The 17,514-nt window shown below is 64.1% G+C and carries 14 protein-coding genes; 5 read left to right on the top strand and 9 right to left on the bottom strand.

Going from position 1 to position 17,514, the window contains the following annotated elements; genetic code table 11:
• Window positions 1-203: 203 nt before the first annotated feature.
• On the top strand, window positions 204-1,397 hold the full coding sequence (locus IC232_RS07470) for a CAP domain-containing protein (RefSeq protein WP_190844291.1): 1,194 nt from the start codon (window positions 204-206) through the stop codon (window positions 1,395-1,397).
• 85 nt (window positions 1,398-1,482) lie between these two features.
• Here the strand turns inward: IC232_RS07470 and IC232_RS07475 are convergent, their stop codons facing one another.
• Window positions 1,483-2,757 carry a dicarboxylate/amino acid:cation symporter gene (locus tag IC232_RS07475; protein WP_190844292.1) on the bottom strand — a complete coding sequence of 425 codons (1,275 nt, stop codon included), beginning with the start codon at window positions 2,755-2,757 and terminating at the stop codon, window positions 1,483-1,485.
• Window positions 2,758-2,953: 196 nt separating this feature from the next.
• Here IC232_RS07475 and IC232_RS07480 point away from each other — a divergent pair, with 196 nt between their 5' ends.
• Window positions 2,954-4,057: a serine hydrolase domain-containing protein gene (locus tag IC232_RS07480; RefSeq protein WP_246812073.1), complete on the top strand. Its 1,104-nt coding sequence runs from the start codon at window positions 2,954-2,956 to the stop codon at window positions 4,055-4,057.
• Here the strand turns inward: IC232_RS07480 and IC232_RS07485 are convergent.
• The 4 genes from IC232_RS07485 to dnaG form a co-directional block, all read right to left on the bottom strand.
• The gene (locus tag IC232_RS07485; protein ID WP_190844293.1) at window positions 4,054-4,776 is read right to left on the bottom strand and encodes an LrgB family protein; all 723 of its coding nucleotides are present in this window, start codon (window positions 4,774-4,776) and stop codon (window positions 4,054-4,056) included. The two genes, IC232_RS07480 and IC232_RS07485, sit on opposite strands and share 4 nt — an antisense overlap.
• Window positions 4,769-5,167: a CidA/LrgA family protein gene (locus tag IC232_RS07490; RefSeq protein WP_190844294.1), complete on the bottom strand. Its 399-nt coding sequence runs from the start codon at window positions 5,165-5,167 to the stop codon at window positions 4,769-4,771. Before IC232_RS07490 ends, IC232_RS07485 begins: the two co-directional genes overlap by 8 nt.
• Before the next feature lie 53 nt (window positions 5,168-5,220).
• Complete coding sequence (gene rpoD, locus IC232_RS07495) at window positions 5,221-7,221, bottom strand: RNA polymerase sigma factor RpoD (RefSeq protein WP_190844295.1); 2,001 nt, start codon at window positions 7,219-7,221, stop codon at window positions 5,221-5,223.
• A gap of 195 nt (window positions 7,222-7,416) precedes the next feature.
• Window positions 7,417-9,309, bottom strand: coding sequence for a DNA primase (gene dnaG / locus IC232_RS07500; protein ID WP_190844296.1), 1,893 nt, complete (start codon window positions 9,307-9,309; stop codon window positions 7,417-7,419).
• 218 nt (window positions 9,310-9,527) lie between these two features.
• Here dnaG and IC232_RS07505 point away from each other — a divergent pair, with 218 nt between their 5' ends.
• Window positions 9,528-11,663 carry a M10 family metallopeptidase C-terminal domain-containing protein gene (locus IC232_RS07505; RefSeq protein ID WP_190844297.1) on the top strand — a complete coding sequence of 712 codons (2,136 nt, stop codon included), beginning with the start codon at window positions 9,528-9,530 and terminating at the stop codon, window positions 11,661-11,663.
• Window positions 11,664-11,920: 257 nt separating this feature from the next.
• On the opposite strand, the gene IC232_RS07510 is transcribed toward IC232_RS07505, so the two are convergent.
• The 3 genes from IC232_RS07510 to IC232_RS07520 form a co-directional block, all read right to left on the bottom strand.
• The gene (locus IC232_RS07510; protein WP_190844298.1) at window positions 11,921-14,056 is read right to left on the bottom strand and encodes a PAS domain S-box protein; all 2,136 of its coding nucleotides are present in this window, start codon (window positions 14,054-14,056) and stop codon (window positions 11,921-11,923) included.
• Window positions 14,057-14,069: 13 nt separating this feature from the next.
• Window positions 14,070-14,225 (bottom strand): hypothetical protein, encoded by a 156-nt coding sequence (locus IC232_RS07515; RefSeq protein ID WP_190844299.1) that lies wholly within the window; start codon window positions 14,223-14,225, stop codon window positions 14,070-14,072.
• 107 nt (window positions 14,226-14,332) lie between these two features.
• The gene (locus IC232_RS07520; protein WP_190844300.1) at window positions 14,333-14,575 is read right to left on the bottom strand and encodes a hypothetical protein; all 243 of its coding nucleotides are present in this window, start codon (window positions 14,573-14,575) and stop codon (window positions 14,333-14,335) included.
• A gap of 164 nt (window positions 14,576-14,739) precedes the next feature.
• On the opposite strand from IC232_RS07520, the gene IC232_RS07525 reads away from it, so the two are divergent.
• A complete protein-coding gene (locus IC232_RS07525) occupies window positions 14,740-15,507 on the top strand; it encodes an invasion associated locus B family protein (RefSeq protein WP_190844301.1) in 768 nt (255 codons plus the stop codon).
• A 133-nt stretch (window positions 15,508-15,640) separates the two neighbouring features.
• Here the strand turns inward: IC232_RS07525 and IC232_RS07530 are convergent, their stop codons facing one another.
• Complete coding sequence (locus tag IC232_RS07530) at window positions 15,641-16,099, bottom strand: GatB/YqeY domain-containing protein (protein ID WP_190844302.1); 459 nt, start codon at window positions 16,097-16,099, stop codon at window positions 15,641-15,643.
• Window positions 16,100-16,241: 142 nt separating this feature from the next.
• On the opposite strand from IC232_RS07530, the gene carA reads away from it, so the two are divergent.
• Window positions 16,242-17,453 carry a glutamine-hydrolyzing carbamoyl-phosphate synthase small subunit gene (gene carA / locus IC232_RS07535; RefSeq protein ID WP_190844303.1) on the top strand — a complete coding sequence of 404 codons (1,212 nt, stop codon included), beginning with the start codon at window positions 16,242-16,244 and terminating at the stop codon, window positions 17,451-17,453.
• Window positions 17,454-17,514: the final 61 nt, after the last annotated feature.

The following is a 17,514-nucleotide window of genomic DNA, read 5'->3' on the forward strand; positions in this document are numbered from 1 at the left end:
CAGAACACGATGTCGATCCCCTGCCCATCCTGCAATCCTGGGCTACGGTCCAGGCGGGGCAAGGACCCTGTTCCTGGGGGACAGACACTCAAATGCAACAAAATATCGCATAGGTCACAACTTTTTCCCATTTAGACTCTAGCGATAGGAAATCAAGCAATAAGCCCGGCAACCGGGACAGTGATTAGAACAAGGGGTATTTCATGTCTCAGGCTACGTCCTACGAGCAATTGATGCTCGAACTGGTGAACCGGGAGCGCGCCAAGGCCGGCGCCCAGCCGCTCGCCTTCAATGGGAACCTGAACGAATCAGCCGATGCACACAGCAACTGGATGATCTCGGCCGACGTGTTCAATCACACGGGATTGGGTGGCTCGTCCCCGCACCAGCGGATGATGAATGCCGGCTACAGCTTCACCGGCTTCTATGCCTCGGGCGAGAACATTGCCTGGGCGAGCCTCCGGGACCCGGCAGGGCTGCAGGACGAGGTGGAATACCTGCACACGAACCTGATGAACAGCCCGGACCACAAGGCGAACATTCTCAACGGCAACTTCCAGGAAGCCGGCATCGGATTCCAGACCGGCGGTTATCTGACCTGGGACGCGGCCTTCGTCACACAGAACTTCGCCCGCTCTGGCACCCAGGCCTTCCTGACCGGCGTCACGATGGACGATAGGGACGGCGACCGGTTCTACGACATCGGCGAAGGGCTCGGCGGCATTACAGTAACGGCCGTGAGCTCGACCGGGGTCAAGTACACGACCACAACGGGGGCCGCAGGGGGCTATAACCTGGCCTTGGCGGCGGGCGCATATACGGTCACGTTCTCGGGCAGCGGCTATACTCCTGTCACCAAGCAGGTGACCATCGGGAGCGCGAACGTGAAGCTCGATCTCATCGATCCGGTTGGCGGCACGACCACCAGCAGCACCCCGATCATCGGCACGGCGACGGTCAACAGCCTCTCGGGCACTTCGGCCGCCAACACGATCAAGGGCATGGGCGGCAACGACAAGCTCTACGGCAAGGCCGGCAATGATAAGCTTTACGGCGGCACCGGCAGCGATGGGCTCGTGGGCGACAGTGGCAGTGACCGGCTCTATGGCGAGAGCGGCAACGACAGGCTCAACGGGAGCAGCGGCAACGACTTTCTCTCCGGCGGCACAGGGGCCGATACATTCCGCTTCACGGGCAAGTGGGGTGCCGACAAGATCACTGATTTCAGGAACGGGATCGACCGCATCGACCTGCGCGGCAACGGCCTGAGCTTCGGTGAGCTCAGCATCGCGCGCGGCAATGGCGACGGTGACGGCGTGGCCGATGACGTGATCATCAAGGCCGACGGACAATCGATTGCGCTTCTCAACGTGAAGGCATCGCTGATCGGCGCCTAGGACTTCCTGTTCTGAGTTCACATCCCTCGACAAAGAAAAAGGCGGGCCAAGAGCCCGCCTTTTTGCTGATCGGCTGTCGGATCCCTTATTCGGCCGCGACGAGCACCGTCTCTCTTGCAGGAGCACGCGTCTCGACGGCGCCGTCATAGACGGCCTGATCGAGAACGCCCTCCTCCTTCGCCACGAGCACGGGGACGAGAACCTGGCCGGTGACGTTGGTCATGGTGCGCATCATGTCGACCACGCGGTCGATGGCGATGATGTAGCCGATGCCCTCCAACGGGAGGCCAGCCGTGCTCAGGGTGAGCGTCAGCATCACGATGGAGGTGCCGGGCACGCCCGCCGTGCCGAGCGAACCGAGCACAGCCGTGAGGCCGATGAGCACATACTGCGTCACCGTGAGATCGAGCCCGAAATACTGCGCGATGAAGATCGACGCGATGGCGGGATAGATCGCCCCGCAGCCATCCATCTTCACGTTGGCGCCAAGCGGAACCGCGAAGCTCGCATAGCTCTGCGGCACGCCGAGCTTCTCCACTGCAACACGCAAGCTCATCGGCAGGGTGGCGAGGCTCGACGAGGTGGCGAAAGCCATCTGCATGGCCGGTGCCGCACCACGGAAGAAGCGGCCCACCTTCAAGCCATGCAGCTTCAGGAGACCGCCATAGACCACGACGATATGGAACAGGCAGGCGAGATACATGGCGGCGATGAACTTGCCGAGCGGCAGCAGCGAAGCAAGGCCGTAGCGCCCGACCACCCAGGCGATCAACCCAAAGGTGCCGATGGGCGTGAGCTGCAGCACCCAGCGGGTGATGCGGAACACGAGCGTGGCACCCTGATCGACAAGGCTGCGGATGCCGGCGGTCTTCTCGCCGAGAGACACGAGGGCAGCGCCGACGATTCCGGAGAAGAACAGCACCTGCAGCACGTTGGTGTCGGCCATAGCCTTGATCGGGTTTGTCGGCACGATGCCGATCAGCACCTCGAGCGGGGTCGGGATCGTGCGCGGCTTCACCTCGCCCAGCGGCAGGTTCGACAGGCCGAGGCCCGGGTCGATCAGGTGGCCGAAGGCGATGCCGACCAGCACGGCAATCGCCGAGGTGGCGACGAACCAGAACAGGGTGCGCAAGCCCAGACGCGCCACGTTGCCGGCTTCCGCGAGCTTCGCCACGCTGGACGTAATGGTGAAGAACACGAGCGGGATGACGATCATCCGCACGAGGTTCAGGTAGATGTCGCCGAGCGGCTTGAACCAGACGGCCGCCTGCTCGCCGGCAAGGACGCCCGCGAGGATGCCGAGGGCGAAGCCCACCGCAACCCGCTGCCAGAGCGGACGGGTAAACCACGTTTGCAACATGTTAATTGCCTTATATTTACGAAGATATATGCAAATAGCCTTTGTGCGGGCGAAGCACAAATGTCGCGGGCGCAGGGCTGAGGCCGCCGAAGTGCATGGATGGGTGCGGCTCACAATGGTGTGTGGCGGCTTGCGGTCGAGGAACGCGGGTCCATCTCGGATCTTGTCGGACGGTAACAGGATATCCGAAGTACCCATGCCCGCTTGTCTTCATCTCGGCTTCCGAAAGGTTGGATTGGCGCTCCTGCTCATGGTCGGCGGCAGCGTCATTGCGGTGGCCCAACCTGCCTCTCCTCCACCGGCCGTTCCCGACACCCGGCTGATCGAAGAAGCAGTCGAACGGGCCAAGCACCTGCCCAACCTCCGCTCCCTTATCGTCACCCATAACGGCACCATCCTGACGGAGCAGGCGCTCGGTGGCGCCCGGCTGGATCGTCCGACGAACATCAAGTCGGCGTCGAAGACCATCATGTCGGCGCTCGTCGGCATCGCCATCGAGCGCGGAGTGCTGCAGGGCGTCGACCAGCCGGTGGCGTCGATCCTCGAACAGAGCATCCCTTCGGACGCCGATCCGCGCGTGAGGCAGATCACCATCGGGCATCTGCTCTCCATGCGGGCTGGGCTGGAGCGCACCTCCGGCCGCAATTACGGCGCCTGGATCAGCAGCGGCAACTGGGTGCGGGACGCCCTCTCGCGGCCGTTCGTGGATGAGCCCGGCGGACGCATGCTCTATTCCACCGGCAGCACGCATCTTCTCTCGGCCGCCCTCACACGCGCCTCGAAGCGCAGCACCCTGGAGCTTGCCCGCGACTGGCTCGGCGAGCCGCTGGAGATCACGGTCGCCCCATGGACCCGCGATCCGCAGGGCATTTATCTCGGCGGCAACGAAATGGCGCTCTCGCCCCGCGCCCTTCACCGCTTCGGCGAGATGTATCGCCAGAGCGGCATGATCGACGGCAAGCGCGTGGTGTCGGAGAACTGGATCAGGGAATCGTGGACGCCGCGCACGTCCTCGCCCTTCACCGGCGACTCTTACGGCTATGGCTGGTTCATGCGCGACATGCGCGGGCACAAAGCCCACTACGCCTGGGGCTTCGGTGGGCAGATGCTCTACGTGATCCCCAGCCTCGGACTGACGATCACCATGACCTCCGACCCGACGGAGCCGTCACGGGAGGACAACTATATCGGCCAGCTCCACGCGCTCGTCGCGGATGGCATCGTACCTGCTCTTTTGCCAAAGACGGAAGACACAACCGGCAGCATCGGATTAGACGATGCGCCGGCGCCGATTCCCTAATCCAGCAGCAGCTTCAGCACCAAGGGCAGAAGCAGCGCCGTCACCAGGGCGTTCAACCCCATGGCGATGCCTGCGAATGTGCCGGCGAGGGAATTGACCTGAAAGGCTCGCGCCGTTCCGATGCCATGCGACGCGAGCCCCACGGCAAACCCGCGAGCGCGCCAGTCCTTCATGCGCAGGGCATTCATCAACGGCGTGACCATGATCGAGCCGGCAACGCCAGTGAGCATGATCAGGATGGCTGTGAGTGCCGGATCACCGCCTAGGGTCTCCGTGATGCCCATGCCCACAGGAGCGGTGACGGATTTGGGCGCGAGCGCGATGAGGATGGGATCAGGAATGCCGAAGAGCTGTCCGATGGCAACAGCCGACACGATGGCCGTGACCGAGCCCACGACAAGCGCCACCACCATCGGCACGATGGAGCGCAGAACGATGTGCCGGTTCTCGTAGAGCGGGATGGCGAGCGCGACGGTTGCAGGCCCCAGCAGGAAGTGCACGAACTTCGCGCCTTCGAAATAGACCGGGTAGGACGTGCCCGTGCCCCACAGCACGAGCGCAACGGCCGCGACAGAAATCAGCACCGGATTGCATAGGGGATGCCGCTTGAAAGCGAGCGAGATGCGGTCCGCGATCACGTAGGCGCCGAGCGTCACCACGAGCCAGAACAGAGGCGTCTGCGAAAGGTAGACCCAGAGGGAGAAGGCAGGATCAGTCACGGCGTTCGCCCTCCTCTGTCCCCATGGAGGAACCGCTGAGGCGCGACACCACCACGAAGGTGACAACTGTCACGATCAGGGTCACAAAGGTCGAGGCCACAAGTGCGATCCCGAGCCTCATGCCATACTCCGCCACCACATCGAACCGCTGCACCACGCCGACGCTCGCCGGAATGAACAGCAGGGAGAGATGGGCGAGCAGCCCCTTCCCCGTCTGGTCGAGCGCCCTGCCGAACTCGGGAATCCTCGCTCTGACCCGGTCGCGCAGGATCAAGCCCATGAGGAGAAACAGCATGCCGAGCACGGGTCCCGGCAGTGGCCAACCGAGCCCGCGGGCGACGACCTCGCCGAGAAGCTGGAACAGAAGAATGAGGGTGAGGCTGACGATCATGGACGGTGCATAAATGGAAAAAGGCGGGTTTGAAGCCCGCCTTTTCAAGTCGCTTAGTTGTCCAGGAAGCTCCGCAGCTTCCGGCTCCGCGAAGGATGCTTCAGCTTGCGGAGGGCCTTCGCCTCGATCTGACGGATGCGCTCGCGGGTCACCGAGAACTGCTGACCAACCTCCTCGAGGGTGTGGTCGGTGTTCATGCCGATGCCGAAGCGCATGCGCAGCACGCGTTCCTCGCGCGGGGTCAACGATGCGAGAACTCGTGTCGTTGTCTCACGAAGATTGCTCTGGATCGCCGCGTCGATGGGCAAGATCGCGTTCTTGTCCTCGATGAAGTCGCCGAGGTGTGAATCCTCCTCGTCGCCGATGGGCGTCTCGAGGGAGATCGGTTCCTTGGCGATCTTGAGGACCTTGCGCACCTTCTCCAGCGGCATGGCGAGCTTTTCCGCCAGCTCCTCCGGGGTCGGCTCGCGGCCGATCTCGTGCAGCATCTGGCGCGAGGTGCGGACGATCTTGTTGATCGTCTCGATCATGTGCACCGGAATGCGGATCGTGCGGGCCTGGTCGGCGATCGAGCGGGTGATCGCCTGCCGAATCCACCAGGTGGCATAGGTGGAGAACTTGTAGCCGCGCCGGTACTCGAACTTGTCGACCGCCTTCATGAGGCCGATGTTGCCTTCCTGGATCAGGTCCAGGAACTGCAGGCCACGGTTCGTGTACTTCTTGGCAATCGAGATCACGAGGCGGAGATTCGCCTCGATCATTTCCTTCTTGGCCTGACGGGCCTCGCGCTCGCCCTTCTGCACCATCATAACGATGCGACGGAACTCCTGGATCTCCAGGCCGGTCTCGCTCGCCAGATTGTGGATGTTCTCGCGCAGGTCGTGGATGCCGTCCTTCGCCTTGGCGACGAAATCCTTCCAGCCCTTGCCGCCGAGCTTGGAGACGCGCAGCACCCATTTCGGGTCGAGCTCCCAACCCTGGTAGTGCTTGAGGAACTCCTCGCGGGCGACGCCGTGGCTTTCGGCCAGGCGCATCAGGCGGCCCTCATGAGAAATGAGGCGCTTGTTGATGTCGTAGAGCTGCTCGACGAGGGCCTCAATGCGGTTGTTGTTCAGCGACAGCGACTTCACCGACGCGACGATATCCGCCTTGAGCTCCTTGTACTTGCGCTCCTGGGCCGGGGTCAGCTGCTTGTTCTGCATGCGCTGCTCCACATGCTCGACCTGCAGGCGGCGCAGCTTCTTGTAGTTGTCGGCAATCGAGTCGAAGGTCTCGAGAACGCGCGGCTTCAGCTCGGCCTCCATGGCCGAGAGCGACACGTTGTTCTCCATGTCGTCATCGTCGAGATCGCCCTCGGGCGGGGTCATCCCCTCCTCGGTCTCGGGCGTCTCTTCCTCCGCCTCGCCCCCTTCGCCCAGGGCGTCCACCTTGGGCGCGCCCTTGCCGTCGGGGCCAGCGTAGGTGGCTTCGAGGTCGATGATGTCGCGCAGGAGCACCCGGCCTTCGACGAGCTCGTCGCGCCAGATGATGATGGCCTGGAAGGTCAGCGGGCTCTCGCAGAGGCCTGCGATCATGGCCTCGCGGCCGGCCTCGATGCGCTTGGCGATCGCGATTTCGCCCTCGCGGGAGAGAAGCTCCACCGAGCCCATCTCGCGCAGGTACATGCGCACAGGATCGTCCGTGCGGTCGGTCGGCTCCTTGGCCGTGGTCTCGCGGACGGCGACGGCACGGGTCTGCGAGGCCTCGACGAGGTCGCCGCTTTCGGCCTCCTCCTCCTCGGCTTCGGGCTTTTCGCCCTCTTCCGCTTCCTCCGACTCGACGACGTTGATGCCCATCTCGGAGAGCTGGCCAAGCACGTCCTCGATCTGCTCCGAGTTGAACTCCTCGGGAGGCAGGACCTCGTTCAGCTCGTCATAGGTGACATAGCCGCGCTTCTTCGCGAGCTTGATCATCCGCTTGACGGCGGCATCGCTCAGGTCGAGCAGAGGCCCGTCGCTCTGCTGCTCGGTGGTCGTGGTATCGCCTTCGTCGCCGCCGGTTGTCTTCGTTGCCATGCTTTGCTCAACTCCAGCGCCCCGCCTGTCCCCCCTACAGGACCTGCGCTGCGCGAAAGGGCGGCCAGCCTTGAAGGCTCCGCCACCCGAAATTCATTCCCGATTATAAACAGTGAGTCGCTGACTAACCGTTAACCATCTCCTGCTCAAACTGCGGCAGCCGCCCGACTTGCCCCATTCTGAAATCCAGACCCGTCAGTGACCCCCGGGGATCGCTGCGTCGTCCATGTCGGCCTCGGCACCCTCGACGGAAGACAGCTGGTTCTGGACCTCCCGCAGCCAGGCGAGATTGGCCTCATTGTCATCTTCGGCGAGTGCGCGCTCGGCTGCTCGAAGTTCGCTATGTAACGTGCGGGCGCGGCGATGCAAGGTGATGGCTTGCCTCAATGCGTCCTCAAGACGCAAGGGGTCCGCGTGTGGATCAAGCATCCATCGGTCGCCGGGACGGACCAGAGCCGTCAGCCTGTCGGCCTCGGCCGTCAGACCGGCCCGCTCAAGGCGGGCCCTCATGACCGTCAGGTCGGCAGGTTCGCCGCTCGCCGCTCCATCGAGCAGGAGACTGCGCACCATTTGGGTAGAGCGGCGTTCAAGTTCAAGATCTGCAAGGGTTTCTGCATGATTTTGAAGGAGTTCCGGGTGAACCAGGAAGGTGCAGAGGATCATCGCCTCCCGGGGAGACTCGGCCGTTCCGCCGGCAAACAGCGCACTCCGGGCAAGCATCGGCGAGACGCTCAAGGGGGAGCTTGGCGTCATCGGCTGAGGCTTCTGGAAATCCCGCCGCGGGCCGCCCCCCTGGCGGTTGAAACGGCTCGAGCGGGTGTCGGGGCTTAAAGCCGCTAAGCGGCTTTCCACCTCCTCCCGATAGTATTTCTTCAGGGTTTCGTCGCGAATCAGGGCAAGTGATTCGCGAAGCCGCCGCTCCAGGGCGGCCCGCCGCTCCGGGGTATCGAGGGGGCCGGCCTCAAGCTCCCGGGTCCAGAGCACGTCCACCAGGGGCCGGGCCGCGCCGAGCACCCGCTCCACGGCCGCAGGCCCGCCGCCCCGGGCGAGATCGTCCGGGTCCTGGCCCTCGGGCAGCATGGCAAAGCGCAGGGACTTCCCCGGCATCAGGTTCGGCAGGGCCACGTCGAGGGCCCGGTAGGCCGCACGCTGGCCGGCCTTGTCGCCGTCGAAGCAGAGGATCGGTTCCTCGGCGAGGCGCCAGAGCAGGGTGAGCTGGTCTTCCGTGAGCGCCGTACCCAGGGGCGCCACCGCATGGGGAAAGCCCGCGACGTTGAGCGAGATCACGTCCACATAGCCTTCCACCGCGACTACGGTGCCCCGGTCATGGGCCGGCTGGCGGGCGAGATGGTAGTTGTAGAGGAGCCGCCCCTTGTTGAAGAGCGGCGTGTCGGGGGAGTTCAGGTACTTGGCCGGCACGTCGGCGCTCATGGCGCGCCCGCCGAAGGCGATCACCCGGCCGCGCAGGTCGCAGATCGGGAACATCACCCGGTCGCGGAAGCGGTCATAGGGAACCTTCACGTCCTCGCCGGCGATCAGGAGTCCGGCCTCCACCATCATGTCGATGGGCACGCCCTTGCCGGCGAGATGGTCCCGCAGGGCAAACCGTTCCGGCGGCGCATAGCCGATCCGGAAGCGCGCCTGGGTGTCCCGGCTCAAGGTACGGCCGGCCAGGTAATCCCGCGCCTTGATCCCGACCCTGTCCTGCAGCGAGGCCTCGAAGAACACGGCTGCCAGTTCCATGACGTCGTAGAGGCTCTTGCGCTTGACCTCTTCCTGCCGATCCTCCTGGGACAGCTTGGGCAGGGGCACCCCGGCCTCTCCGGCCAGCCGCTCGACGGCCTCGGGAAAGGACAGCCCTTCCGTCTCCATCAGGAAGGTGAAGATGTCCCCGTGCTTGCCGGATGAGAAGCAGTGATAGAACTGCTTCTGGTCGTTCACGTAGAAGCTCGGCGTCTTCTCCGCATTGAAGGGCGACAGCCCCCTCCACTCCCGCCCGGCCTTCTTGAGACGCACGCGCTTGCCCACGACCGCCGAGGTCGGCAGCCGGGCGCGGATCTCTTCCAGAATTTGGGGCGGGTATCGCACGAGGCGTGAGTCTCCAAACCTGTTTCATAACCTAGAGCGGCGATAGAGGAGACAGAAAGCGAACGGCCAAGCTTTCCTGTGCCCATAATCCACAGGCGGCACCCTCTTCCGTAACAAACCCAAGTCGACGACCCGATTGGTGCGGAAATTTTAACAGCCCTGTGCCAGCCTGAACGCATTGCGAGAAAAACAACAAAGTTATTTTGGAGCAAGGGGCAATGCCCGCTGTTACGACAATCGGTTCCACTGGCGACGCTTACATTGACGGCCTTCTTGGAAATCTGAAATGGGCTGCCACTGATTTCAGCTATAGCTTCCCAACGGATGCCTCTCTCTACGGCACATCCTACGGCGAGGGGGAAACCGCCAGCTTCGGGGCTCTCAACCCGCTCCAGCAGGCCGCCGCCCGCACGGCCCTGACGATGGTCGCATCGGTGGCGAACGTCACCTTCACGGAAATCGCCGAGACGGCAACCGACCACGCCGACCTGCGCTTCGGCCTCTCCGACCTGCCCAAAACCGCCTGGGCCTACTATCCCAGCGCCGCAACCGAGGGCGGCGATGCCTGGTTCAACAAGTCGAGCGGCGCCTACAGCAAGCCCGTGAAGGGCAACTACGCCTTCCTGACCTTCATCCACGAGATCGGCCATTCCCTCGGGCTGGAGCATCCTCATGAAGCCGGCCTGCCGGCGGACCGTGACTCCATGGAGTACACGGTCATGAGCTATCGCTCCCATATCGGGGCCTCGACCACGCGCGGCTATGTGAACGAGACCTGGGGCTATGCCCAGTCGCTCATGATGCTCGACATCGCGGCCCTGCAGCACCTCTACGGCGCCAACTACGCCACCAACGGCGCCGGCACGGTTTACACCTGGAGCGCGACGACCGGCGAGATGTTCATCGACGGCGTCGGCCAAGGAGCCCCCGGGGGCAACAGGATCTTGCTGACAATCTGGGACGGCGGCGGCAACGACACCTACGACTTCTCGAACTACGGCACCAACCTGAAGGTCGACCTGCGCCCCGGAGGCTGGACGACCACGGCCACGGGCCAGCTCGCCAAACTGCGCTATGACGGCTCGCGGTTGGCCGCGGGCAACATCGCCAACGCCCTGCTCCATCACGGCGACACGCGCTCGCTGATCGAGAATGCCATCGGCGGAACGGGCGCGGATATGATCGTCGGCAATCAGGCCGCGAACACGCTCAAGGGAAGCGCGGGCAACGACAGGCTCACCGGCGCCGAAGGCAACGACCTGCTCGACGGTGGAACCGGCAGCGACACGGCGGTCTTCGGAAGCCAGCGCTCCAATTACAGCATCACGCAGCTGGCCGATGGATCGCTGCAGGTTGCGGACCTGCGCCCAGGCGCACTGGACGGAACGGACATCCTCTCGAACATCGAGATGGTCCAGTTCAGCGACAGGGTCTACCTCTTCGCGGAACTGCTCCCGCCCGCTCAACCGGTGACGACTGAACCTCCTGTTTCGGAGGAGCCCCCTGTGACCGATGAACCGCCGGCCACGGAGGAGCCTCCGGCCAAGCAGGACCTCGTGCTCAGCGGGACCAGTGCTGCGGACAGGCTCGATGGCGCGGACGGGAACGATCAGATCAACGGCTGGGCCGGGAACGATGCCATCTATGGCCAGGATGGCGACGACATCCTGACCGGTGGATCGGGTCGCGACATCCTCGATGGCGGCATGGGGACGGACACCGCCAGCTATGCGACAGCCAGGGCGGGCGTTATCGCCGACCTGATGGCCGCATCGCGGAACACGCGGGATGCCTACGGGGACCGCTATATCAGCATCGAGAACCTGACCGGCAGCGCCTATGCCGATGTGCTGAAGGGCAATGATGGCGCGAACGCTCTCATCGGCGGCTCCGGGTCGGATGCGCTCTACGGCCGCGGCGATTCCGACCGCCTCGAAGGCGCCGACGGCAACGACTACCTGGACGGCGGCCTTGGAGCGGATGCTCTGTACGGCCACAGCGGCCGCGACACCCTGTATGGCGGCCAGGGGAGCGACGTGCTGGCCGGCGGATCGGGAAGCGATCTATTCGTGTTCAAGTCGCGGGTCGTGACCGCATCGGGCGCGCCGGATACCATCGAAGACTTCGTGTCCGGCACGGACAGGATCGATCTGCGCAGCATCGATGCCAACACGAAGCTCTCGGGCAACCAGGCGTTCTCGTTCATCGGCGGCAGCGCCTTCACCGGCAAGGCCGGGCAGCTGAACTTCCGCGACGGCGTGCTGTCCGGCGACGTCAATGGCGACGAAATGGCCGATTTCCAGATCAGCCTTCCCGCTGTCTTGTCACTGAAGTCGACGGATTTCTATCTTTGACGGGAGAGCGCGTTGAGCGAGTGGGTTGATTTCGACCGTTGGAAGGAATGCCCACAGATTGAGCGGCCCGGCTATGTCTTTGAAGTCAGGAATGCCGAGGGACAAAGCCTCTTCACGGCGTGCGATGTCTCTCTGAAGCTGCCGTCCAGCTGGACATCCGCACCCGTGCAGTTCCGGCTCGTGCAGGCCCCGAAGCCCCGGCATTCCACCCCGATCCCACGGCCGCGATCCTGAGCACGTGAAAGCCGGATCGGGATCTAAGCCATGCCGTCCGGCAACGGAGCCTTGACGGTGCAGACGACACCTGTGGGAACGTAGGCGAGGCTCACATCGCCTGCGAGTTCCAGCGCGAGGCTGCGTTCGATCAGCCGCGTGCCGAACCCCTTGCGCACGGGAGACGCGACGGGAGGGCCTCCCCGCTCCTGCCAGCACAAGGTCAGATGCCTCGGTACACCGGGCGTGACCGACCACGAGATTGCTACCTGGCCTTCCGCCACCGACAACGCGCCATACTTCGCCGCATTGGTCGCAAGCTCATGAACGGCCATGGACAGGGCGAGCGCCATGCTCGGGATCAGGCGGACACGAGGCCCATCGATGTGGCAGCGCCCGCTGGATTCGCGGCAGTAAGGTTCGATCACCTCACCGACAATGTCGCGAAGCTCGGCCCCCTCCCAGTTGTCGCGGGTGAGGATGTCATGCGCCCGTGCGAGGGCAAACAGGCGATCCTGAAAGGCCGTGACGTTCGAACCGGTTGCGGCATCCGTGTGACGAAAGCTCTGGAGAGCGATCGATTGAACCGTGGCGAGCGTGTTCTTCACACGATGATTGAGTTCGTTGATCAGCAGACGCTGACGCTCCTCCCACAGCTTGCGCTCGGTGATGTCGAAGGCAACGCCCGTGGCCTTGATGGAAACGGCACCGTCCTCTCCCGGCACGATTTCCAGGTCTGCCCTGAGAAGCAGCCAATGACGGGAGCCATCCGGCCAAATGATTTCGAGCTCTTCCTCGGCATTACGCTCACCCCGTTGCAGCGCAGCGGCGGCCGCTTCCCGGAGCCGGTCCTGCGCGCCGGGCGCGTAGCGAGCCCGGATCTCCTCGATGGTCGGGCGCTCATCCTCGGAGAAGCCGAGAAGACGGTTGAGTTCAGGTGAGGTCGTCACGGAGTTGGTGCGGCTGTCGCTTTCCCACACGGCCATCTGGCCGGCATCGAGCGCCAACCGAAGACGGTTCTCGCTCTGGCGCAGGGCGGCCTCGGCCTCGCGGCGGGCCGTGAGATCGATGCTCACCGATGCCATCGAGTGCGCCTCGCCCATCGCGTCGCGGATCAGGGTCACCGTATTGCTGACCCACACCCCCGAACCGTCAGGTCGAATGTAGCGCTTTTCAATCTCGAACGGCTCGCCGGTCTTGATTGCCTTCTGGAAGAGAACGAGGTTTCCGGGCAGGTCGTCGGGATGGGTGATGTCCTGCATGCGCCGGCCATTCAACAGTTCCTCACGGGTGTAGCCGGAGATTTCGCAGAACCGGTCATTCACCCGGAGAAAGCGCCCGGTCAGGTCAGCCTCCGCAAGTCCGGCAGCGGATTGGTCGAAGATGGCGGCAAAATGGGCCTCACTCTCCCGCAGCGCAGCCTCGCGACGCTTGCGCTCGGTCAGATCGCGCGCCAAGCCGATCCGCACCCTCTGGCCCTTCCATGTGGCCACGCGTCCTACGAACTCGGCCGGAAAGACGGAGCCGTCCTTGCGGATCGCCTCGATCTCGTAGGGCTCTTCGTCGCCGAGAGTCCCCTTCTCCTGAAGAAGGGCCGCGCTTCTGGGCGTCACGAAGGCTGTGCTCGGCAGTCCGATCACCTCGGCGACATCGCCGTATCCGAAGACTCGCGCGTAGGCGGGGTTGCAGTCGAGAATGACCTCGCCGTTATGGATGACCACGCCTTCCCGGGTCTCCTCCGAAAAGAGCCTATATCGGGCCTCGCTCTCGCTGAAGGCAGCTTCGGTCTCGACCTGCCGGGTGACATCGAAGCCTTGGGCGAAGATGCCCGTCACCCGAGCTTGATCGTCCACCACCGGCTGGTAGACGAAGTCCATGTAGCGGGTTTCCGCCGGGGCATTCGCCTGCCGCTGGAAGGCAACGGGCATCCGCCGCCCGATGAACGGCTCTCCGGTCGCATACACCTCATCGAGAAGCGCGACGGTGCCCTGCTCTTGCAGTTCGGGCAGCACATCGCGCACCCGCTGGCCCACGACCTCGCGCCGGCCGACGAGATCGAGATAAGCCGTGTTGGCAAACTCGAACACGTGATTGGGTCCGCTGAGGATCGCGATCATCCCTGGGGCCTGCTGAAAGAAGAGCCGCAGGCGGTCTGTCGAGGCATCTCCTGGAGCGTGCATGGAAGCGTCCGGCTTACCGTGCATTGCGCTCACCGGTGGCACAATCTTCCCGCTCGCCGCGCGCAATCATCGCGGCTTGCCCATGCCCGTCCCAGCCTCGCCCCGCCCGGGCGGCAGCGGACAAAATCGGCAGATGGATCAGCGACACGATGATGGTCTGCGAGGACATTGGGAAGCATTTTGGAACATGTCTAATCTGCCTAGCAGCAAAGCCGGACCTTGAACACTCAGACGATGGTGCCGGTCGCTGCGGCGGTTCGCCCTGATCCGGGATTGCTAAAGGTTGAGGATGGGCAGGACTTTTGCGCTGCCGTGTGCCTGGAGATCGAGATCGTAGGCCAGAACCTCCTCATCCGTGAGTTCGCGCAGGGTTTCGGCGGAAGAGTTCGGCCCTGCTGCCTGTACCGCAACCAGCTCGGCATCCTGCTCGTCGCGGGCGACCACCACCAAGGGAGCCGTCTTGGGTTCCTGGCCGTCCGGCTGCGGCACCGTCACGGTCACGCCAAATCCCTTGTTCATGTGCGCTCTCCTGCAGATCGGCTTTAACAACCTGTCATCCAAATTCTGACATCAACCTGCCCGATAGACGGCCGATCCCCAAGGCGGGTTCCAGCCGAGTGCCACTCGGCTCCCGGGAGAGCCGGCCGATAACAGTTCAGTTCAACGAGAGGAGAACTCCCGAAATGCCCACCCTTTCCCGCTTTTCCGGGGCCGTGATGGCCACCATGCTGGCGCTCAGCCCCCTGCCAGGCTTTGCACAGACCTCGGGACAGGCCCCGAAGCCGAAGCAGCCCGCGCCGAAGGAGCAGCCTGCTCCCAAAAACCAGCAGGCCCAGCCTCCCGCCGCCCCTGCTCCGGCACCCGTTTTGGTTGCGCTCAAAGCATCGCCGGCTCAGCCGGAATGGACCAAGGTCTGCGGCAAGGATGAGCGCACGAATAACGAGACTTGCTACACCACACGCGATTTCGTGACCGACAAGGGACAGCGCATCGTTGCGGTGGCCTTCTATGACATGAAGGCCAAGAATGCGCCCAAGCTCTTGCGGATCCTGATGCCGCTCGGCCTGCTGGTGCCGCCCGGCATCCGGGTCGCCGCGGAGAAGAGCCAGCCGGCGGCCGGCCGCTACTCCAGCTGCCTCCCGCACGGCTGCTTCGCCGAAGTGGCGGTGAAGGATGACCTTGTCGCCGCCCTCAAAAAGGGCACGACCCTGAATGTCAGCGCCCGAAACCAAGGCGGCAAGGAGATCACCTTCAGCGTGCCGACGGACGGATTCGGCAAGGCCTTCGATGGCCCGCCGGTCGATCCGCAGGTTCTGGCTGAGCAGCAGAAGAAGATCCAGGAGGAGCTGCAGAAGCAGGCGGAAGAGCGACGCGGCGGCCGGACAAGCAATTTCGGCGTTCCCGGCCAAGCGCCCGAGGCGAATGCCGGAGCGCCCGCGGCCAAGCCGTAAGAGCCCAAGCAGACTTCCGTCTCCCGTCATGGCCGGCCTTGTGCCGGCCATCTCGATGCAGAGAAGCGACGTACCTTTCAGATCGGGATCACCGGCACAAGGCCGGTGATGACGGCAAACGACCTTATAGGGCTCAGCCCTTCGGCAGCATGTCTTTCACCAGCCCGCTCGCCTTGGCGAAATCCATGCGGCCGGCAAATTTGCCGCGAAGGACGCCCACCACCTTGCCCATGTCCTTCATGGAGGCAGCGCCGGTCTCGGCGATGGCGGCCTGGATGGCCGCCTTCGTCTCGGCCTCGTCCATCTGCTGCGGCAGGTAGGAGGTGATGACCGTGACCTCGTCCTTCTCCTGCTGGGCGAGTTCCGTGCGGCCGCCCTGCTCGTACATGGTGATCGACTCCTGGCGCTGCTTCACCATTTTCTGCAGCATGGCCAGGATCTCCTCGTCTGAGAGCGGCTCCTTGCCGTTGCCGCGCGCCTCGATGTCCTTATCCTTGAGGGCAGCCTGAATCAGGCGAATGGCACCCAGGCGCCCCTTTTCTCCAGCCTTCATGGCCTCTTTCATGTCGGCGGTGAAACGTTCGCGCAGCATGGATATCTCCTTGGTTTTCGGTCGCTTGAGCGTTGACTGACGGCAGCCGGCCCCTTAAGTCACGCAGGACAGTTCAAGGGCGGCCCGGATGCGGCCTGCTCAAGCACGGCCCATTGGCCCCGGACTTAAAGAGATCATGACGATGCTGCAAGACAAAGACACCGCCGGGTCCCTCTCGGGTGGCTGGGCAGAGCCGCGCGCAACAGCCGTTCTCGTGCTCCAGGACGGCACGGTTCTCGAGGGCTTCGGCATCGGCGCCGTGGGCGAGGCGACCGGCGAGGTCTGCTTCAACACCGCCATGACCGGCTACCAAGAGATCCTGACGGACCCCTCCTACGCCGGCCAGATCATCACCTTCACCTTCCCGCATATCGGCAATGTGGGCACCAACGAGGAAGACATCGAGAGCGTGAACGCCGCCTCGTCCTCGGGCGTGCGCGGCGTCGTGCTGGCGGCCTCGATCACAGAGCCGTCCAACTGGCGCGCCTCCCGCGACCTCGACGCCTGGCTGAAGGCCCGCAGCATCGTCGGCCTCACCGGGATCGACACCCGGGCTCTCACGGCCCTTATCCGCGACCGGGGCATGCCCAATGCGGTCATCGCCCACGACCCGGAAGGCCGCTTCGACATCGGCGCCTTAAAGGCCAAGGCTGCCGCCCTCCCGTCCATGGATGGCCAGGACCTCGTCCCGCTGGTCACCAGCGGACAGCGCTTCGACTGGGACGAGACCACCTGGAACCGGGGCGAAGGCTACGGCCACCAGGACGGCTCGCATAAGCACCACGTGGTCGCCATCGATTACGGCGTGAAACGCAACATCCTGCGGCTGCTGGCCCAGGCCGGCTGCAAGGTCACGGTGGTGCCCGCCACCGCCACGGCCGAGGACGTGCTGGCCCTCAAGCCCGATGGCGTGTTCCTGTCCAACGGCCCCGGCGACCCGGCCGCCACCGGCGAATATGCAGTCCCAGTCATCCGCAAGGTGCTGGACGAGAAGATCCCGACCTTCGGCATCTGCCTCGGCCACCAGATGCTGAGCCTGGCCGTGGGTGCCAAGACCAAGAAGATGCACCAGGGCCATCACGGGGCGAACCACCCGGTGAAGGATCGGACCACGGGCAAGGTGGAGATCACCTCCATGAACCACGGCTTCGCGGTGGATCCGGAGACCCTGCCGAAGAACGCGGTGGAGACCCACGTCTCCCTGTTCGACGGATCCAATTGCGGCATCTCGCTCACCGACCGCCCGGCGTTCTCGGTGCAGTACCACCCGGAGGCCTCGCCCGGCCCGCAGGACAGCCATTACCTGTTCGACCGCTTCGTCCAGCTGATGGACGAGAAGAAGACCCAGGGCTGAAAGCTCAAGCATTTCAAGGCTGGCGCCGCGACAAACGAGTGGGTTGCGCCAGCCACCCAAA

The organism is Microvirga sp., assembly GCF_014699075.1.
Lineage (GTDB): Bacteria > Pseudomonadota > Alphaproteobacteria > Rhizobiales > Beijerinckiaceae > Microvirga.